Below are 18156 nucleotides of genomic sequence, written 5' to 3'. Positions count from 1 at the left end.
TCTGTCACTCTTGTCAAGGGTTGCAGTAACAACCGCTATATAATTTAATGCATATCGGTTAGTTAAGGAGAGCGTTCCGATGAGGCTGTATATGTTTTACGTCGGCGGCAATGCCGGCAAGTCCAATATTGAAGTTCATGACATTCAGTTTGTTGCTGCCCACTCCCCAAGCGAGGCATGGCCTGCGCTAAGGGCCGCGTGGTTTGGCGATAAAGATAAAATTCACATTGATGGCTACAGCCAGGTTACCTGGGCGGATGGCTATAGCGTCACGCTCTCTGCCGAGCCATCCTCTTCCAGCCTCAGGCTCTTCTTTGTCAATGCCGGGGGATATCGTCCGGATACGCTAGCTGAACTGCACGAGTTCGAGCTGTTCGTTGCGGCGACTGCGCAGGAGGCAAAAAAGAAAGCGCTGGATACGCTCCTGTGCGGCGTCGATCAGCAGCATAAAGACAACCTCAAAGAGGTGGACGATTGCCTGCTGCTCGATAAAGTGGGTGAACTGTTTGTGCATTTAACGCCCTGCGCCACAGGCACGCGCGACAAGCCTGAGTGGCAGGGCTACCAGCCGATTGGTGAGTAAAACCGTGGGCCTGCCAGCTGATGCAAGCGGCAGGCCTGGTAAGTTTGCGCTGCCGGGTACATTACCACGTCAGCTACGGTGTTTAATCACCGTCTCACCATCCCCATTTTCCAGCTCATAAAGATGAAATGCAGTGTGCCCGGCGATAAGTTCTGCCAGCTCCGGTGAGTGGCTGGTCAGCCATATTTGCGAGTATCGTGACGATTCCACAATTAGCTTTGCCAGGGCCGGAAGCAGGAGTGGGTGAAGGCTATTTTCTGGCTCATTTAACGCAAAAAATGAAGGTGGCCTCGGGCTGAGCAATGCCACCGCAAGGCATAAAAACCGTAATGTGCCGTCTGACATTTCGCTTGCAAGCAAGGGGCGAAGCACGCCTTTACGTCGCATTTTCATGGCAAAAAGCGAATGCTCATTTTCACAATAAAAAGAGCATTCGGGAAATGCATCGGCAAGAATTTCGGTCAATAATTCCGCATCACCAATTTCAATAATTGTCTGAAAGGCGGCAGCAAGATTGGCGCCGTCGCTGAATAAGACAGGCGAGCGGTGACCGACGCTGGGAGTGCGCAGCGAGGATTTTTTTGAGACATCAAACTCGTGATAAAAGCGCCATTTGCGCATGGTTTCCCGAACTAAAGAGATCTCAGGATATTTATGCGGTTCACCTAAATGACCGAAAATGGACTCGTTTTCATAGACGGCATCGGTATAGGCCGTTTTATGCCCATCAACATCGACAAGAAAAGCGGCGCTGTTTTTACGATGCAGGACGTTCGCACTGGGGCGTCGCCCAACCTTCCCGACCCAGATGTTCTCTTCTTTAAACACGGCATCCAGCGCAAAGTGGGTGGGATAGGGCAACTTATCAGGAAAGCCAATCTGCATTTCATAGTCAAAATCATCGGCCTGACAGGATAAGGCGAGGCGTCGGGGCTCCCCGGCAGCTGCGTTAAATTGCCCCGACCACATCACATTCTCAAGACCACCTTCATCGCTAAGATGTGACGAGAATCTCCCCTCAGCCGCAGCCGAAAGCAGCTGAATGCCTTTGTAAATGTTTGATTTACCGCAACCGTTACTGCCAACCACGACATTCAGTCTGCCCAGCTCCAGGTCGATTTTGCGAACGGAGCGGAAGTTTTGTATCTGAATGCGGCTGATCATGGCTTGTTTCCTGTGGTATCACTGGGGGCTTTTCTTGACGGCTCCGTTATAGCTGAACCTCCGGATAAGCTTCAACGTAAATTTATCCATTGCAGGCAAAGTATGTAATTTATCATCCGTCAGTCACGATTATTTTGTTTCGATGTTTAAGCTTGATCTGTATTGATCCACAATGTCAGTTACCAACTATTGGTATTTTAATCACTCGCATTGAGGTGATTGTTTTTTACACACAGGATGGAATCATGAAGCATTTTTTACTCTTATCAGCAGCCGTTCTTCTCACTGGCTGCTCGGCTAAGTACACCACAAACAATATTCAGAACCGCAGTGAGAATTTGGTCAGAGATGAACCAGTTGTTATTTCAGTGCCTGCTGATGGGGCTTATGAAGGGCACGCTTATTCAGGCTCAGGTAGTGCTACCGCCTCTGCCGTCAGGGCGGCATTCCTGAAGCATTCCGATACTGTTACAGTTTTAGACGATTGTGCTGACATCACCTGCCTTAAAAGCCACTCCACAACAAAGCGTGGATATTATGTTGTTCCTCAGATTCTACACTGGGAAGAACGTGCCACAGAGTGGTCAGGTATTCCTGATCAAATAGAAGTGAAAATCACTGTTTATGATATAGCTTCGGATGAACGTCTGGCTTCAACCATCCTTGCCGGGAAAAGTAAATTGGCAACTTTTGGTGGCGATCATCCCCAGGATCTACTTCCAAAGCCAGTGAATGATTACGTAAATAGCCTCTATTAACATTTAGCCCAGATTTCTGCTGTAGGCCCGGTAAGCTTGCGCCACCGGGCAGATTGTTTTACTGCGGGAGCTTAACGGAAACCCAACGCGGCGCTTTTAAATCCGCCGCAAACATCCAGACCAATTCACACAGCAGCCCTCTCAACGTCTTTTCCGTTTCGGGCAAAAACGATTGCTGGCACAGCACCTGCGCGAGTGTCAGACAATAATCGCACAGCGCCTCAGAGTCCGGTTCGAAATGGGACTGAGGGGCAGGGAGCGTTTTGGTTGTCAGGCAATCAATCAGATGATCCGGAATGGGATCGTTAAGCGTCGGGCGCAGCAGTGCCAGACAGGCTCCGATCCGGCCCAGCAGCGCCAGCTTTTCGGTGGTGTCGTCACAGTCAATCAGGTTTTCAGCGAAACGGTCGCAGTGGTTGGCGAGTTCGAGAAAGTCCGCCGCGGCGGTGAAGGACTGGTTCAGGACATCTTGATCGGTAGTGGGGATTGTTGTCATTTGACTAACTCCGGTGAGAGATTTTTATGACCGCCAGCGGAGAGGTCAATCTCACGGGTGGCGGATCGAACGAGGTTGACCTTACTGGCTCTCACCGATACCAGCGCATCTTTCGATGCCCTCGTCCGACCCGCCATTGAAGCGTAGCCGAACGCACGGCACAAAAAAGGCGCTGACGCGCCCATTGTGACGTCGGTGGAGTTTATCAGGAGGTCAATCCCGGCACCAGATTTGGCTAGTGCTCAAAAATAGTACGGCGATAACCCGATACCAACAAGGGCTATTACTGGAAGGAGGATCTCATTATGGAATGTAAGTTATTGTGTTTGTTTACATAAATTGGATGAATAGTTTGGAGGGATTTATCCGTTTTATTGATTTCAGTTAACAACAGCTTATGGCTGCTATGAGCGAACAGCGGACATTGACATATCTGTTAAAGTGAATGGTTCCTTTTGCAGGGATACTTACAACGCTATAAGTTATTTTTAAATCACATAATTAATATGGTTTTAAAGGGCAGCAAAACTGCCCCTCATTAACATTATCTACTGTATTTGGGTATTACATATTTCAGAGCAAATAATTAATAAAAATGAGTACTGAAGGATTCTGACCTTATCTTTAAGATCAATAAGTGAGTTAATATCTGTAGCATTCGCAAAGTCATTGCCATGGGCTATTTTATGACGTTTTTGATTTAAATCATCTAAAAAAGTCTGCCATAAACTTCGCCCACGATATAATGCCGGGCTCGTATAGTAAGCATTTTTCCTTACTCTATAAGGAAAATCACAAACTTTTCGCTTAGTTAAAACAGAGATAACTTCAAGAGCATTTTTAATTTGTGGAGATGTCATGGCAAAGATTTTGTCAAACCTTGATTCGTGTAGGTTTTTAAAAATATCTCCAACGCCAAACCTTGATGCTATATTGCCAATGACATCTGGCTTTGGGTTTTTATTCCTATCCGATATAAACGGTTCAGGAGAAATTTTGAAGTCATCTGTTTTCTCTAAATCATCCATTAGGCACTGGATTGCATCTTGATATCCGGGAAACGCTTTTTCATCAAATCCTAAATATTTTTTACAGTAAGTTCTTTTGATCGAGATCGGTAACTCTTTGAATTTTACGGATGCGTAATCGCTAATAATGTTTTTGACTGCACCTTTAACGAACCCTTCCATATGAGCAACAATCAAAACTGTAATCGAACGACAAAGAGCATTATATAAATATTCATTTGACTCCTGAACACGGACCGCTTCATCGACTAAAATATCAACCTCTCTCCACTGAAGATCAACGGTATCAAGATAATCTGCAATGAATGTAGCCATTATGCTGTTTCCTTTGCCTTATTAATCCTTGTATTTAGCTTAGCAACATCATTTACACTACCTTCACATGCTGCAAAAAAATCTGGATCTGAAAACATTCCGAGAATTTTTTCGGAAGTAACAACTGTTCCTTTTTTCAAACTTTCAATAAAGAGATGTGTAATTGAATCATACACCGCAGCATTAAAATCAGACATTTTTTCAAAACCATCGGCCGTTGCCCGATACTTAGTGAAAGGATAATCTATATTAGATTTTTCAATGGCTTTAAAAGTATCATTAAACAACCTTTCCATTTCCTCTAACTGTTTTATAGGTAGATTGTTAAATGAATTCATCTTAATAGTCAGGAAATTTTTGAACTTCCCTTTGTAATCCCTATAGCTATCAAGGTAGTTTATGGCGAAGAAACGCAGTACAAGCTCTTCATCTTCCATTTTTTTAACGCGGGAACTATCAGGTGTTAACTTACATGCCAATTTAAAGTGTTCATTTTTTGATAATCCTTTTACGAGGTCTTTAAATGGCCCTCTGCATGTCGCATTTCGCAGTTCTTGTGACTCCAACTTTACCGATCCAGAGTTCAGTCTTTCAAAAATGTCATATTTCACTTGTGGGTCGAGCGTAGAGTCAATTCGCAAACATCTGATACTTCTTTCTTCAAGGCGCCTCATTAAAAATGGAGGTAAATCTTTATGGAACGCCCCATTGAGTTTGTCAAGAACCTCTAAACCTTGGAGTTGGTATTTATTCTCAAAGAAATTATAAATTGCAGTGAGACGCTGCTGTCCATCGATGACAGAGAAACGTGATGACTCAAAATCTACTTCCTCATCAACATCAACATCTTGGGAGATGTAGATAAAAGGAATCGGTATGTTAAGTATAAGACTTTCAATTAGTCTTGATGATGTTTCATCATCCCAACGGTGTTTTCGTTGATACTCAGGATTAAGCTTTATGACGTTTCTTTTTATTTTTTTTACTAAAGTTTCCAGATCATATTCGATAGTTTGCGTTTTGACTGTGCGTTCTTTTGCTATTTGCTGCAACTCTTCGAGGTTATGTTTGAGATTGGTCATGTTTTCTCCACGAAACGACATTTAAAACGGCTATCTTTAGCACAATACATGATTCACAAAGTATGCAGTTATTTGCATGTAATAGCATTAAAAATTGAGCATCTACAGTCTTCCCCAAGAACCAATGCTGACAGGCTTTAGCAATGCAACTGCATTAAAACAGTCCCATAAAGCGGGCAGGCGTGGCGGGGAAAGCATTGCGCGCCAGCCCTGATACTGTACTTGACCTGCCCCCAGAGAATTATTGCAGCATAGGCTAGTAATGATTGTTTCTGGCACAAAGCAGCCCCTATGTACCAAACAACAATCAACTGCCCAAGCTCTAAAGCTGATACTTCTTCAACAAAGCCCGTAACTGGTGATAAGTCAGCCCCAAGAGCTCAGCGGCTTTCTTCTGATTAAACTTCGCCTGCTGTAGCGCCTGTTGCAGCAAACCCTTTTCCTGCTCTTGCTGAAACTCGCGCAGATCCATTGGCAACGACAGAGAACTCTCTTTTGAAACCTGCTCAACAGCCGCCGAAGCCGGAACCGCCCGCTGGAACGGATCCAGAATGATGTTATCCAGCGGTTCTTCAATGCTGGCGTGGCGATAGACCGAGCGTTCGACCACGTTTTTCAGTTCGCGGATATTGCCCGGCCAGCCGTAATTTTGCAGCGTGTCTCGCGCGTGTTCGGTAAAGCCCGGAAAGAGCGGTAAGCCAAGTTCGCGGCACATCTGAATTGCGAAATGTTCCGCCATCAACAGGATGTCGCTCTGGCGTTCGCGCAGCGGCGGGAGCTGTACAACGTCGAAGGCCAGGCGATCGAGAAGGTCGGCGCGGAAGGTGCCTTCTTCCACCATTTTCGGTAAATCGGCATTGGTGGCGCAGACCAGGCGCACGTTAACCTGCAACGGCTGGCTGCCACCGACTCGCTCCAGTTCTCCGTATTCAATAACTCGCAGCAGCTTCTCCTGAACCAACATCGGGGCGGTGGCGAGTTCGTCGAGGAAGAGGGTGCCGCCGTCGGCGCGTTCGAATCGCCCCGGATGGCGTTTTTGGGCGCCGGTAAAGGCGCCCGCTTCATGGCCGAAAAGTTCTGAATCGAGCAGGTTTTCATTCAGCGCCGCGCAGTTGAGTGAGATAAACGGCCCCTGCCAGCGCGAGGAGAGAAAGTGCAGGCGGTTGGCAATCAGCTCTTTCCCTGTGCCACGCTCGCCGATCACCAGCACGGGTTTGTCCAGCGGTGCGAGCCGTGAAACCTGTTCCAGCACCTCGAGAAAGCTGTTCGCTTCGCCGAGCAGGTTGTCCTTGTATTCTGCCATGATGAAATTCGCCACTCGTTAGTGTAATTGACCACTTCACTGTAGCGGTGGAATGGGTGAATTTCAATCACCCCTCGCAAAATCAATAAGATAAAAAGTTGGCACGCCGTTTGTATTATCCCTTGCAGCAGGGCTTTGCCCGATGACAAAACTGACTGTATGAGGATGTGAATATGGGTATTTTTTCTCGCTTTGCCGATATCGTGAACGCCAACATCAATTCGCTGTTGGAAAAGGCTGAAGATCCACAGAAGCTGGTCCGCCTGATGATTCAGGAGATGGAAGACACCTTAGTTGAGGTGCGTTCCACTTCAGCCCGCGCGCTGGCGGAAAAGAAACAACTGACCCGCCGCATCGAGCAGGCGACCGCACAGCAGGCCGAATGGCAGGAGAAGGCCGAACTGGCGCTGCGTAAAGAGAAAGAAGATCTGGCGCGTGCCGCGCTGATTGAAAAGCAAAAGCTGACCGATCTTATCGTCACGCTGGAGCAGGAAGTGACGCTGGTGGACGACACCCTGGCGCGTATGAAAAAAGAGATTGGCGAGCTGGAGAACAAGCTGAGCGAAACCCGCGCTCGCCAGCAGGCGCTGACGCTGCGTCACCAGGCGGCCAACTCATCCCGCGATGTGCGCCGTCAGCTCGACAGCGGCAAGCTGGACGAAGCAATGGCGCGCTTTGAATCCTTCGAGCGTCGTATTGACCAGATGGAAGCCGAAGCGGAAAGCCACGGCTTTGGCAAACAGAAATCGCTGGATCAGCAGTTCGCTGACCTGAAAGCGGACGACGATATCAGTGCGCAAATCGCTGAACTGCGGGCCAAAATGAAGCAGGATAATCAATAATATTGGCAGGCGGCACCGCGGGTGTCGCCGCTCATCATCAGTAAGGAGACCTTATGAGCGCGCTTTTTCTTGCCATTCCGCTGACGCTGTTTGTGCTGTTTGTCCTTCCGGTCTGGCTCTGGCTGCATTACAGCAATCGCAGCAGTGCAGATTTAACGTCGGGCGAAAAGCAGCGGCTGGTACAGCTGACCGACGAAGCAAAACGGATGCGTGACCGCCTTCAGGCGCTGGAAGACATTCTCGACGCGGAACACCCGAACTGGAGAGAAAAATAATGGCATTAGATTTCAGCAAAAAGCTGTGGCGCATTCCGCAGCAGGGCATGGTGAAGGGCGTCTGCGCCGGGATCGCACACTGGCTCGACGTGCCGGTGAAGCTGGTGCGTATCATCACCGTGCTGGCAATGATATTTGGGCTGTTTTTCTTTGTTGTGGTGGCCTACATCATCATGACCTTCGCCCTCGACCCGATGCCGGACAGCGAAATGTACGGCGAAAAAATGCCGTCCAGCGGCGAGCTGCTGAATGCGGTAGACGCAGAGCTGGCGGCGGGTGAAAAGCGTTTACGCGAAATGGAACGCTATGTTACTTCCGATACTTTTTCCCTGCGCAGCCGGTTCCGCCAGCTGTAACTGAGAGAGAAAAGCATGAACTCAAAATGGCAACGCACCGGGCAGAAAGTGAAACCCGGCCTGAAAATCGCGGGCAAGCTCGTTTTGCTGACCGCACTGCGTTACGGCCCGGCGGGCGTTGCCGGTTGGGCTATCAAATCCGTCGCTCGCCGCCCGCTGAAGATGCTGCTGGCGGTGGCGCTTGAACCTGTGCTGGCACGTCTTGCCAGCCGTTTGTCCCGAAACCTCAAGTAGCAATGAGAGGCACAGCCACGGAAGTGCCAGAATCCTAAGAATTTTTCACATTGCATCTTCCCGCTTTGCCCCCATGTAATATCCTTGACTGATATTCCCACTTCTGGACGCAATGGAATGGCGATAAACCGACTGAAAAACGAATTCAATGCCCTGATGAACCGCGGCGTGGACCGACATCTGCGCCTGGCGGTGACGGGGCTCAGCCGCAGCGGCAAAACGGCGTTTATCACGGCGATGGTCAATCAATTGCTGAATTTACACGCCGGGGCGCGTCTCCCTCTGCTGAGCGCGGTGCGCGAGGAGCGCCTGCTGGGCGTGAAACGTGTGCCGCAGCGTGATTACGGCATTCCGCGTTTCACCTATGACGAAGGGCTGGCGCAATTATACGGCACGCCGCCGACGTGGCCGACGCCCACGCGCGGGGTGAGTGAGATTCGTCTGGCGCTGCGTTTTCGCTCCAATGATTCGCTTTTACGCCACTTCAAAGACACGTCCACACTGTATCTGGAAATTGTCGATTACCCCGGCGAGTGGCTGCTGGACTTGCCGATGCTGGCGCAGGATTACCTGGGCTGGTCGCGGCAGATGACTGGCCTGCTGACGGGCCAGCGTGCAGAATGGTCGGCGCGCTGGCGTGAGCTGTGCGAAGGGCTCGATCCGCTGGCGCCCGCCGATGAAAATCGTCTGGCGGAAATCAGCCAGGCCTGGACGGAGTATCTCCACACCTGCAAAAAAGAGGGGCTGCATTTCATTCAGCCGGGCCGCTTTGTGCTGCCGGGGGAAATGGCCGGAGCACCTGCGCTACAGTTCTTCCCGTGGCCGGACGTGGATGCCGCGGGGGAAGCAAAGCTGGCGCAGGCCGATAAACACACCAATGCCGGTATGCTTCGCGCACGTTTTGACTACTACTGCGAGCATATCGTCAAAGATTTCTATAAAAATCATTTCCTGCGTTTCGATCGCCAGATAGTCCTGGTCGATTGTCTGCAGCCGCTGAACAGCGGTCCGCAGGCGTTCAACGACATGCGCCTGGCGCTGACGCAGCTGATGCAGAGCTTCCACTATGGGCAGCGCACGCTGTTCCGTCGCCTGTTCTCCCCGGTGATCGACAAGCTGCTGTTTGCCGCCACCAAGGCCGACCACGTCACCGTCGATCAGCACGCCAACATGGTGTCTTTGCTGCAACAGCTGATTCAGGACGCCTGGCAGAATGCGGCGTTTGAAGGCATCAGCATGGACTGCCTGGGGCTCGCCTCGGTGCAGGCGACCCAGAGCGGGCTGATTGACGTCAACGGCGAGAAAATCCCGGCGCTGCGCGGCAATCGGCTGAGCGATGGCGAACCGCTGACGGTCTACCCGGGCGAGGTTCCGGCGCGTCTGCCGGGCCAGGCATTCTGGGAACAGCAGGGCTTTCAGTTTGAGGCGTTCCGCCCGCAGGCGATGGACGTCGACAAACCGCTGCCGCACATTCGCCTGGATGCGGCGCTGGAGTTTTTGATTGGAGACAAATTGCGATGAGCGAACCGTTAAAACCGCGCATTGATTTTGCCGGACCGCTGGAAGCGGATAAAACAGAAACGCTGCGCGCGGCGCAAACCTTTGAACAGAGTCAGATGGAGAACTTCTCCCCGACGGTCATTGACGACCCGCTGGAGGATGAAGGGCAGGCCGAAGCGGTGGTGGAAGCCGCGCTGCGCCCGAAGCGCAGCCTGTGGCGCAGAATGGTCAGCGCCGGGCTGGCGATTTTCGGCGTGAGCGTTGTCGCGCAGGGCGTGCAGTGGACGATGAACGCCTGGCAAACTCAGGACTGGGTCGCGCTTGGGGGCTGTGCCGCCGGGGCGCTGATCGTCGGGGCCGGTGTGGGTTCCGTTGCGACAGAATGGCGACGCTTGTGGCGGTTGCGCCAGCGCGCGCAGGAGCGTGATGAAGCGAGGGATCTGCTGCACAGCCACGGCACGGGCAAAGGCCGTGCGTTCTGCGAGCAGCTTGCCCGCCAGGCAGGGCTCGATCAGTCGCACCCGGCGCTTCAACGCTGGTATGCCGCCATCCATGAAACGCAGAACGATCGTGAAGTGGTCACGCTTTATGCGCACCTGGTTCAGCCAGTGCTGGACGCGCAGGCCCGCCGTGAGATCAGTCGTTCTGCGGCTGAATCAACGCTGATGATTGCCGTCAGCCCACTGGCGCTGGTGGACATGGCGTTTATCGCCTGGCGTAACCTGCGGCTGATCAACCGCATTGCCACGCTGTACGGTATTGAACTTGGCTATTACAGCCGCCTGCGCCTGTTCCGCCTGGTGCTGCTGAATATCGCCTTTGCCGGGGCCAGCGAACTGGTGCGCGAAGTGGGGATGGACTGGATGTCTCAGGATCTTGCGGCGCGCCTTTCCGCCCGCGCAGCGCAAGGGATTGGGGCTGGCCTCCTCACCGCGCGTCTTGGTATCAAGGCGATGGAAGTGTGCCGCCCGCTGCCGTGGATAGATAACGACAAGCCGAAGCTCGGCGACTTCCGCCGGGAGCTAATCGGGCAGCTTAAAGAAACCATCAACAAGCGTCCCACCTGACTTTTTCAGCTGCGCGGCCCGGAGGCCGCGCAATCCTCTGCTAAATTTAAGCCCACCGGACGTCATCGAACGGAGGTTTATGCCATGCATCTCATCCTTGCTCCCTGCAACCTCGGCCTGCGGCCGCTTTACCCTGGCCATGTGCCAGGGACCTTGCGTGCCCCCGAAGTACTGATGGCACAGGGGCTGGCTGAACGGCTTCATGCCGATAGCGTGACGTGGTTACCCGTTACGGAATATTCGCCGGATGCACAGGCCGGCACGCGTCTCTACAACGGTCATGCGCTGCGTGAATTCAATCTCATGCTGGCGGAGGAAGTTGCTCGCACGCAGGCACGGCAGGCTTTCCCACTGGTTATCGGCGGCGACTGCTCTGTGTTACTCGGTGCACTGGCAGGATCCCGGGCAACGGGCCCGGTGTCGCTGGTGCATATTGATGGGCACAGCGATTTTCGCCACCCGGGCAACTACGATCCGCAGCAGAAGGTCGGGGCCGTGGCGGGTATGGATCTGGCGTTAGCCACCGGACGAGGTGAGGTATTGCTGACGCGCTGGCCGGGCATTGCTGAGCCGCTGGTTCAGGATGAGCACGCGATCCAGATTGGTGAGCGGGAATCACGGGACGCGAATTTCGCCTGGCCTGATATCGCACAGAGCGGCATTACCTGTCTGGACGTGTTTACCGCGCAGCAAATGGGGACAGGGATGATTAAGCAGGCGATTGCGCAGGTGCTGCACAGCCAGCCCGGCCAGCGCTACTGGGTCCACTTCGATGTGGATGTGCTCGATCAGGCTGTCATGCCTGCGGTGGATTCACCCGGCAGCCCAGGCATCGATCGTCGCTGGCTCGAAGAGATTTGCGCATCGTTGCTGGCCTGTCCGCTCTGTTGTGGCATGACGGTGACGGTATTCGATCCCGATCTTGACCACGATGGTCGCTGTGCGGCACTGATTATCGGGATACTGGAGAACATGTTTCAGCGCTGACCTTTTTCGCTTTGTGCGCTTTTCCGTCAGCTTTACGGCAAAGCGCCTGATTTTCCGTCATACTGTCAATAATTGTTGACAGCCATCTTCCCGCAGGCGAAGAACTGTCTTATCATCCATGCGTTATTGGCTCTGAGGGTGATACTTCCCATGCGTCTTGAAGTTTTTTGTGAGGACCGCCTTGGTCTGACTCGTGAATTGCTCGATCTGCTGGTGCTGCGCGGCATTGATCTGCGCGGGATCGATATCGACCCCATTGGCCGAATCTACCTGAATTTTGCCGAGCTGGAGTTCAACGCTTTCAGCACGCTGATGGCAGAAATCCGCCGTATTGCGGGCGTAACGGACGTGCGCACCGTGTCGTGGATGCCATCCGAGCGCGAGCATCTGGCGCTGAGTGCCTTACTGGAAGCGATGCCAGAACCGGTGTTGTCACTGGATACCAAAGGCAAAGTCGAGCTGGCCAACCCCGCCAGCAGCCAGCTGTTTGGGCAGTCGCCAGACAAACTGCGTAACCATAATGCTGCCCAGCTGATCGGTGGCTTTAATTTCCAGCGCTGGCTGGAAGGTTCGCCGCTGGAATCCCACGCTGAACACGTGGTGATAAACGGGCAGAATTTCCTGCTGGAAATTACCCCGGTCACTCTGGCAGGGGAAAATGCCACCCGCGTGCTGATGGGGGCGGTGGTGATGCTGCGCTCAACGCTGCGCATGGGCCGTCAGCTGCAAACCATGACCACCCAGGACGTGAGTGCGTTCAGCCAGATCATCGCCGCCAGCCCGAAAATGCGTCACGTGGTGGAGCAGGCACGCAAGCTGGCGTTGCTGAGTGCGCCGCTGCTGATTGTGGGCGATACCGGCACCGGGAAGGATCTGCTGGCAAACGCCTGCCATCTGGCAAGCCCTCGCGCGCAGAAGCCGTATCTGGCGCTGAACTGCGCCTCCATTCCTGAAGACGCGGTCGAAAGTGAGCTGTTTGGCCACGCGCCGGAAGGGAAAAAAGGCTTCTTTGAGCAGGCGAACGGTGGCTCCGTGCTGCTGGACGAAATCGGTGAAATGTCACCGCGGATGCAGGTGAAGCTGCTGCGCTTCCTGAACGATGGTACTTTCCGCCGCGTCGGTGAAGATCATGAAGTTCATGTCGATGTGCGCGTCATCTGCGCCACGCAGAAGAATCTTGTCGAACTGGTGCAGAAAGGGCTGTTCCGCGAAGATCTCTACTATCGTCTGAACGTGCTGACGCTGAACCTGCCGCCGCTGCGGGACCGTCCGCAGGACATCATGCCGCTGACGGAACTGTTCGTGGCGCGCTTTGCCGATGAGCAGGGTATTGCCCGTCCGAAGCTTGCCGCCGATCTTAATACCGTGCTGACGCGCTACGGCTGGCCGGGCAACGTCCGTCAGCTGAAAAATGCGGTCTACCGCGCGCTGACACAGCTGGAAGGCTACGAGCTACGTCCGCAGGACATTCTGTTACCTGATTACGACACGACCACGGTTGCGGTGGGCGAAGATGCGATGGAAGGCTCGCTCGATGACATCACCAGCCGCTTTGAGCGCTCGGTGCTGACTCAGCTTTATCGCAGCTTCCCAAGCACGCGTAAGCTTGCGAAACGCCTCGGGGTTTCGCACACGGCGATTGCCAACAAGTTGCGTGAATACGGCCTGAGCCAGAAGAAAAACGAAGAGTAATAAAAAGGCCGCCTTCAGCGATGAAGGCGGCCTTTTTTATGCATGAAAGAAATTAAGCTTTCAGGGCTTCCAGCGCGGCAGCGTAGTCTGGCTCGGTGGTGATTTCGTTCACCAGCTCGCTCAGGATAACGTTGTCGTTTTCATCAAGAACGATGACGGCACGAGCGGACAGGCCTTTCAGCGCGCCTTCTGCGATGCCAACACCATACTGCTGCAGGAACTCTGGCGCACGCAGGGTGGACAGGGTAACAACGTTGCTCAGGCCTTCAGCGCCGCAGAAGCGGGACTGGGCGAATGGCAGGTCGGCAGAAATGCACAGCACGACGGTGTTGTTCAGTTCGCCCGCCAGCTGGTTGAATTTACGCACGGATGCCGCGCAAACGCCGGTATCAATGCTTGGGAAAATGTTAAGCACTTTACGTTTGCCGGCGAACTGGCTCAGTGCGACGTCGGAGAGATCCTTGGCAACCAGTGTGAATGCTGGTGCTTTGGCGCCCGCCTGAGGAATGGAGCCCTGAACGGAAACGGGGTTGCCCTGGAAATGCACAGTTTGTGACATGATTATCTTCCTGTTTACATATAGTTAACGTCGCGGCTAGTGTATGCCAACAATCATAACGACAGCAAATGCTTTTGGTGCCATCTATAACTGAGGGGCAGGGAATGAGAAGTCTGAGAGTGTACGAGGAAGCCTGGCCGCTACACACGCCGTTTGTGATCTCGCGCGGGAGCCGCAGCGAGGCGAAGGTTGTGGTGGTGGAAATCGAAGAAGACGGCGTGAAAGGCGTCGGCGAATGCACGCCATACCCACGCTACGGGGAAAGTATCGACTCGGTAATGGCGCAAATCGTCAGTATTGGCGAGCAGCTGGAGTCCGGCGCCGACCGTGAAGCCGTTCAGCATTTGTTACCCTCAGGAGCGGCCCGGAACGCCGTCGACTGCGCCCTGTGGGATTTAGAGGCGCGTAAGGCGGGCAAAACGCTGGCGCAGCTTTCGGGTGCCGAACTGGCGTCCAGGGTGACGACCGCACAAACCGTAGTGATTGGCACGCCGGAGCAGATGGCCAACAGCGCCAAAGCACTGTGGGATAACGGCGCGCGTCTGCTGAAGGTAAAGCTCGACGATCATCTGATCAGCGAGCGCATGGTGGCGATCCGTGCCGCGGTGCCCGAAGCGACCCTGATTGTGGACGCCAACGAAGCCTGGCACAGCGACGGCCTGGCGGCGCGCTGTCAGCTGCTGGCCGACCTCAATGTGGCCATGCTCGAGCAGCCGCTGCCCGCCAGTGAAGACAAGGCCCTGGCGAATTTTATTCATCCGCTGCCGATATGCGCCGACGAAAGCTGCCACACCCGGGAAAGCCTGGCAAAACTGGCGGGCCGCTATGAAATGGTCAACATCAAACTGGATAAAACGGGCGGACTGACCGAGGCGCTGGCTCTGGCCGCAGAGGCCGAGGCGCAGGGTTTTGGGCTGATGCTGGGCTGCATGCTTTGTACGTCTCGCGCCATCAGCGCGGCGCTGCCGCTGACCCCGAAAGTTCGCTTTGCCGATCTTGATGGCCCAACGTGGCTTGCCGTGGATGCGGAACCCGCATTGCGCTTTGCCACCGGTACGCTATACCTGTAAGGCTGACCGTTTATTTTTAAACAGAATCAGGCACAAATCGATCATTGCTCCTTCACGCCACGCGCTTAGCATAGGCGCATCAGATTTGAGGGTATTGATATGGTTGACTGGGAAGAAGAAGGCGTTTCCACGCAGGAAGTATTAACCAAGCGGATGATTGATACGGTAGGTCTGGTTATCCTTCTGGCGGTTGTGATGGCTGTTCTGTGTTTTGTTTGAAACATATACGCTGTAAAAAAAAGCCCGCCGCGTTTTCGCCTGGCGGGTTTTTTTATGGGCACAGATTATTTTGCGGGCGTTCTGGATTCTGGATGCCAGTGCAGCAGGGCCGTCATGGCGGCGAGATATTTTTCGCTGGCTTCGTCGGAGGAGATGGGCGGGAATTCGGCGGTGATGCAGTGCATCCCGATATCGGCACACCAGCTGCCAAATGAACCCGGCGTCGCATAGCCCACGCTTGTCACCAGCGGCAGTTCGAACGCGTCAGCCAGCCATTTGCCAAGCTGCGTTTGCTGGGGATCTTCAATGCACGCCAGCGGATCGTGGAAAGACACAATCCATGCCGGGTGAATCTTATGAATCAGCTGGCACAGGGCTTCGGTTTCAGGTTCTGATCCGGGGTTATCCCCCGTCAGCAGCACCACATCGCGGCTTTCCGCCGAGCTGTTCCAGCGATAAACCGTTTCGCCTGCTTTCCAGTTCGCTGCTGGAAAATTCCTGTTCAGATCAACTCCGTTGGCGTTCGCACGCAGGCCCAGCTGGCAGCCATCCGGGTTGACGGTGAGCACAACGTGATGACGGCGCAGGTCCGGCGCGAGTGTACGCAAAGCACAGGAGAGGGTGACGATGGAGGAATTTTCGTCGCCGTGGGTGCCGGCAATGATCAATCCACTGTTGTGGTCTGCCAAAGGGGCAGGAAACCAAATCAGCGGCGCGCCCAGTAACGAGCGACCATAGTGCTGGGTGCCGGGAGGAAATGCGCCACGCTGCTGGCGGGGACGGGTGGAAGACATACATAATCCTGCATTATTGTGTTGTTTCTGGCAGTGTTGTGCAAAACAGACCGGGAATCAAATAGTTTCCTGCTGGTCGTTCCAGAATCCTTTTCAGCATTTCCTTCAACTTTTCGCCACAAGTCGTTTGCAATTCTTCCTGCTGAAACAAATAATTACCCGACTAAGTTGGCTGGGTTTATTTGAACAAGGGGATCCCATGAAGTTTCCTGTTTCGTCTCTCTGTTTTGCGCTGGCGCTGGGCGGCGTCGCTTTTCAATCCTTTGCGGCGGATGTTCCGCAGGGCACCGTTCTGGCGCAGCAGCAGACGCTGGTTCGCCACATTAAAGATGAACCGGCCTCTCTGGATCCTGCGAAAGCAGTGGGGCTGCCTGAAATTCAGGTGATCCGCGATCTGTTTGAAGGCCTGGTGAACCAGGACAGCAAAGGCAATATCGTGCCGGGCGTGGCGACCAAATGGCAGACCAACGATAACCGTATCTGGACGTTCACGCTGCGCGACAACGCGAAATGGTCCGACGGCACCCCGGTGACGGCTCAGGACTTCGTCTACAGCTGGCAGCGTCTGGTCGATCCGAAAACCACTTCGCCATTTGCCTGGTTTGCGGCGCTGGCTGGCGTCACTAATGCGCAGAATATTATCGATGGCAAAGCCACGCCGGATAAGCTTGGCGTCACAGCGGTGGATGCGAAAACCCTGCGCGTGCAGCTGGATAAGCCGCTGCCGTGGTTTGTGAATCTGACCGCTAACTTCTCCCTCTACCCGGTGCAGAAAGCCAACGTTGAGAGCGATCCAAACTGGACGCGCCCGGGCAAACTGATTGGCAACGGCGCTTATGTGCTGAAAGACCGCGTGGTGAATGAAAAACTGGTGGTTGTGCCGAACACAAACTACTGGGATAACGCCAAAACCGTGATCAAGCAGGTCACCTTTGTGCCGATTAACCAGGAGTCGAATGCCACCAAACGTTACCTGGCAGGCGATATTGATATCACCGAATCTTTCCCGAAAAACCAGTACAAGCAGCTGCTGAAAGAGATCCCGGGCCAGGTGTATACGCCACCGCAGCTTGGCACCTATTACTATGCGTTTAACACGCAGAAGGGCCCGACCGCCGATGCCCGCGTTCGTCTGGCGCTGAGTATGACCATCGATCGCCACATCATGGCGGAAAAAGTGCTGGGCACTGGCGAAAAACCAGCCTGGCGCTTCACGCCTGATGTGACGGCGGGCTTTACGCCGCAGCCGTCGGCGGCAGAGAGTATGAGCCAGGCGGAGCTGAATGCTCAGGCGAAGACATTGCTGACGGCGGCAGGCTACGGCCCGAACCGTCCGCTGAAGCTGACGCTGCTCTACAACACCTCCGAAAACCACCAGAAGATTGCGATTGCCGTGGCGTCAATGTGGAAGAAAAACCTCGGCGTGGACGTGAAGCTGCAAAACCAGGAGTGGAAAACCTACATCGACAGCCGTAACACTGGCAACTTCGACGTGATCCGTGCCTCCTGGGTGGGTGACTACAACGAGCCGTCTACCTTCCTGTCGCTGCTCACCTCCACGCACAGTGGCAACATCTCGCGCTTCAACGATCCGGCCTACGACAAGGTGATTAACCAGGCAACGCTGGAAACCACCGAAAAAGCGCGTAATGCTGACTATAACGAAGCGGAGAAAATTATTGCCGCTCAGGCGCCAATCGCGCCGATTTATCAGTACACCAACGGCCGTCTGATCAAGCCGTGGCTGAAGGGCTATCCGATCGACAACCCGGAAGACGTGGCCTACAGCCGTACGATGTACATCATTAAACACTGATTTGTATTTCAGTGAA

At 53.6% G+C, this 18156-nt stretch carries 19 protein-coding genes; 12 read left to right on the top strand and 7 right to left on the bottom strand.

Annotated elements, in window-relative coordinates:
- Positions 1–79: 79 nt before the first annotated feature.
- Positions 80–583: a DUF1543 domain-containing protein gene (locus CRO87_RS01005; protein ID WP_097161064.1), complete on the top strand. Its 504-nt coding sequence runs from the start codon at positions 80–82 to the stop codon at positions 581–583.
- Between the two features lie 69 nt (positions 584–652).
- Here CRO87_RS01005 and CRO87_RS01000 read toward each other — a convergent pair whose 3' ends face one another.
- Complete coding sequence (locus CRO87_RS01000; protein ID WP_097161063.1) at positions 653–1747, bottom strand: AAA family ATPase; 1095 nt, start codon at positions 1745–1747, stop codon at positions 653–655.
- Between the two features lie 245 nt (positions 1748–1992).
- On the opposite strand from CRO87_RS01000, the gene CRO87_RS00995 reads away from it, so the two are divergent.
- The gene (locus CRO87_RS00995; protein ID WP_097161062.1) at positions 1993–2505 is read left to right on the top strand and encodes a DUF4823 domain-containing protein; all 513 of its coding nucleotides are present in this window, start codon (positions 1993–1995) and stop codon (positions 2503–2505) included.
- Between the two features lie 58 nt (positions 2506–2563).
- Here CRO87_RS00995 and CRO87_RS00990 read toward each other — a convergent pair whose 3' ends face one another.
- From CRO87_RS00990 to pspF, 4 genes are all read right to left on the bottom strand, one after another.
- Positions 2564–3001: a hypothetical protein gene (locus CRO87_RS00990; RefSeq protein WP_097161061.1), complete on the bottom strand. Its 438-nt coding sequence runs from the start codon at positions 2999–3001 to the stop codon at positions 2564–2566.
- Positions 3002–3549: 548 nt separating this feature from the next.
- Positions 3550–4344, bottom strand: a complete 795-nt coding sequence (locus CRO87_RS00985) for a HEPN domain-containing protein (protein ID WP_097161060.1) — start codon at positions 4342–4344, stop codon at positions 3550–3552.
- Positions 4344–5426 (bottom strand): DUF262 domain-containing protein, encoded by a 1083-nt coding sequence (locus CRO87_RS00980; RefSeq protein WP_097161059.1) that lies wholly within the window; start codon positions 5424–5426, stop codon positions 4344–4346. Before CRO87_RS00980 ends, CRO87_RS00985 begins: the two co-directional genes overlap by 1 nt.
- Positions 5427–5748: 322 nt before the next feature.
- Entirely contained in the window at positions 5749–6744 is a 996-nt protein-coding gene (gene pspF, locus CRO87_RS00975; RefSeq protein ID WP_176504242.1) for a phage shock protein operon transcriptional activator, read from the bottom strand.
- A 158-nt stretch (positions 6745–6902) separates the two neighbouring features.
- Here pspF and pspA point away from each other — a divergent pair, with 158 nt between their 5' ends.
- The 8 genes from pspA to tyrR all read left to right on the top strand — a co-directional run bounded on the left by pspA (position 6903) and on the right by tyrR (position 13682).
- Entirely contained in the window at positions 6903–7571 is a 669-nt protein-coding gene (gene pspA / locus CRO87_RS00970) for a phage shock protein PspA (protein WP_097161057.1), read from the top strand.
- Positions 7572–7624: 53 nt separating this feature from the next.
- Positions 7625–7846, top strand: a complete 222-nt coding sequence (pspB, locus tag CRO87_RS00965; protein ID WP_097161056.1) for an envelope stress response membrane protein PspB — start codon at positions 7625–7627, stop codon at positions 7844–7846.
- A complete protein-coding gene (gene pspC, locus CRO87_RS00960) occupies positions 7843–8202 on the top strand; it encodes an envelope stress response membrane protein PspC (RefSeq protein ID WP_097161055.1) in 360 nt (119 codons plus the stop codon). The genes pspB and pspC overlap by 4 nt, the downstream gene beginning before the upstream one ends.
- Before the next feature lie 15 nt (positions 8203–8217).
- Positions 8218–8436 (top strand): phage shock protein PspD, encoded by a 219-nt coding sequence (pspD, locus tag CRO87_RS00955; protein WP_097161054.1) that lies wholly within the window; start codon positions 8218–8220, stop codon positions 8434–8436.
- A 123-nt stretch (positions 8437–8559) separates the two neighbouring features.
- Positions 8560–9957: a YcjX family protein gene (locus CRO87_RS00950; protein WP_097161299.1), complete on the top strand. Its 1398-nt coding sequence runs from the start codon at positions 8560–8562 to the stop codon at positions 9955–9957.
- Positions 9954–11003: a YcjF family protein gene (locus CRO87_RS00945; RefSeq protein ID WP_097161053.1), complete on the top strand. Its 1050-nt coding sequence runs from the start codon at positions 9954–9956 to the stop codon at positions 11001–11003. The genes CRO87_RS00950 and CRO87_RS00945 overlap by 4 nt, the downstream gene beginning before the upstream one ends.
- Before the next feature lie 84 nt (positions 11004–11087).
- Positions 11088–11990, top strand: a complete 903-nt coding sequence (locus CRO87_RS00940) for an arginase family protein (RefSeq protein ID WP_097161052.1) — start codon at positions 11088–11090, stop codon at positions 11988–11990.
- A 150-nt stretch (positions 11991–12140) separates the two neighbouring features.
- Complete coding sequence (gene tyrR / locus CRO87_RS00935; RefSeq protein ID WP_097161051.1) at positions 12141–13682, top strand: transcriptional regulator TyrR; 1542 nt, start codon at positions 12141–12143, stop codon at positions 13680–13682.
- Between the two features lie 52 nt (positions 13683–13734).
- Here tyrR and tpx read toward each other — a convergent pair whose 3' ends face one another.
- Positions 13735–14241, bottom strand: coding sequence for a thiol peroxidase (gene tpx, locus CRO87_RS00930; protein WP_097161050.1), 507 nt, complete (start codon positions 14239–14241; stop codon positions 13735–13737).
- 104 nt (positions 14242–14345) lie between these two features.
- On the opposite strand from tpx, the gene ycjG reads away from it, so the two are divergent.
- Complete coding sequence (gene ycjG, locus CRO87_RS00925) at positions 14346–15311, top strand: L-Ala-D/L-Glu epimerase (RefSeq protein ID WP_097161049.1); 966 nt, start codon at positions 14346–14348, stop codon at positions 15309–15311.
- Positions 15312–15595: 284 nt separating this feature from the next.
- Here ycjG and mpaA read toward each other — a convergent pair whose 3' ends face one another.
- On the bottom strand, positions 15596–16324 hold the full coding sequence (gene mpaA / locus CRO87_RS00920; protein WP_097161048.1) for a murein tripeptide amidase MpaA: 729 nt from the start codon (positions 16322–16324) through the stop codon (positions 15596–15598).
- 199 nt (positions 16325–16523) lie between these two features.
- On the opposite strand from mpaA, the gene CRO87_RS00915 reads away from it, so the two are divergent.
- Complete coding sequence (locus tag CRO87_RS00915) at positions 16524–18140, top strand: ABC transporter substrate-binding protein (protein ID WP_097161047.1); 1617 nt, start codon at positions 16524–16526, stop codon at positions 18138–18140.
- The last annotated feature ends 16 nt before the right edge of the window (positions 18141–18156 follow it).

Source organism: Enterobacter sp. CC120223-11 (genome assembly GCF_900215375.1).
GTDB lineage: Bacteria > Pseudomonadota > Gammaproteobacteria > Enterobacterales > Enterobacteriaceae > Scandinavium.
Note: the sequence above shows the minus strand (reverse complement) of the source record. Positions and strands in the feature narration are given on the sequence as shown.

Coding starts and splice junctions, on each gene's coding strand:
- CRO87_RS01005 (WP_097161064.1), top strand. CDS start 80: ATGAGGCTGTATATGTTTTACGTCGGCGGCAATGCCGGCAAGTCCAAT.
- CRO87_RS01000 (WP_097161063.1), bottom strand. CDS start 1,747: ATGATCAGCCGCATTCAGATACAAAACTTCCGCTCCGTTCGCAAAATC.
- CRO87_RS00995 (WP_097161062.1), top strand. CDS start 1,993: ATGAAGCATTTTTTACTCTTATCAGCAGCCGTTCTTCTCACTGGCTGC.
- CRO87_RS00990 (WP_097161061.1), bottom strand. CDS start 3,001: ATGACAACAATCCCCACTACCGATCAAGATGTCCTGAACCAGTCCTTC.
- CRO87_RS00985 (WP_097161060.1), bottom strand. CDS start 4,344: ATGGCTACATTCATTGCAGATTATCTTGATACCGTTGATCTTCAGTGG.
- CRO87_RS00980 (WP_097161059.1), bottom strand. CDS start 5,426: ATGACCAATCTCAAACATAACCTCGAAGAGTTGCAGCAAATAGCAAAA.
- pspA (WP_097161057.1), top strand. CDS start 6,903: ATGGGTATTTTTTCTCGCTTTGCCGATATCGTGAACGCCAACATCAAT.
- pspB (WP_097161056.1), top strand. CDS start 7,625: ATGAGCGCGCTTTTTCTTGCCATTCCGCTGACGCTGTTTGTGCTGTTT.
- pspD (WP_097161054.1), top strand. CDS start 8,218: ATGAACTCAAAATGGCAACGCACCGGGCAGAAAGTGAAACCCGGCCTG.
- CRO87_RS00945 (WP_097161053.1), top strand. CDS start 9,954: ATGAGCGAACCGTTAAAACCGCGCATTGATTTTGCCGGACCGCTGGAA.
- CRO87_RS00940 (WP_097161052.1), top strand. CDS start 11,088: ATGCATCTCATCCTTGCTCCCTGCAACCTCGGCCTGCGGCCGCTTTAC.
- tyrR (WP_097161051.1), top strand. CDS start 12,141: ATGCGTCTTGAAGTTTTTTGTGAGGACCGCCTTGGTCTGACTCGTGAA.
- tpx (WP_097161050.1), bottom strand. CDS start 14,241: ATGTCACAAACTGTGCATTTCCAGGGCAACCCCGTTTCCGTTCAGGGC.
- ycjG (WP_097161049.1), top strand. CDS start 14,346: ATGAGAAGTCTGAGAGTGTACGAGGAAGCCTGGCCGCTACACACGCCG.
- mpaA (WP_097161048.1), bottom strand. CDS start 16,324: ATGTCTTCCACCCGTCCCCGCCAGCAGCGTGGCGCATTTCCTCCCGGC.
- CRO87_RS00915 (WP_097161047.1), top strand. CDS start 16,524: ATGAAGTTTCCTGTTTCGTCTCTCTGTTTTGCGCTGGCGCTGGGCGGC.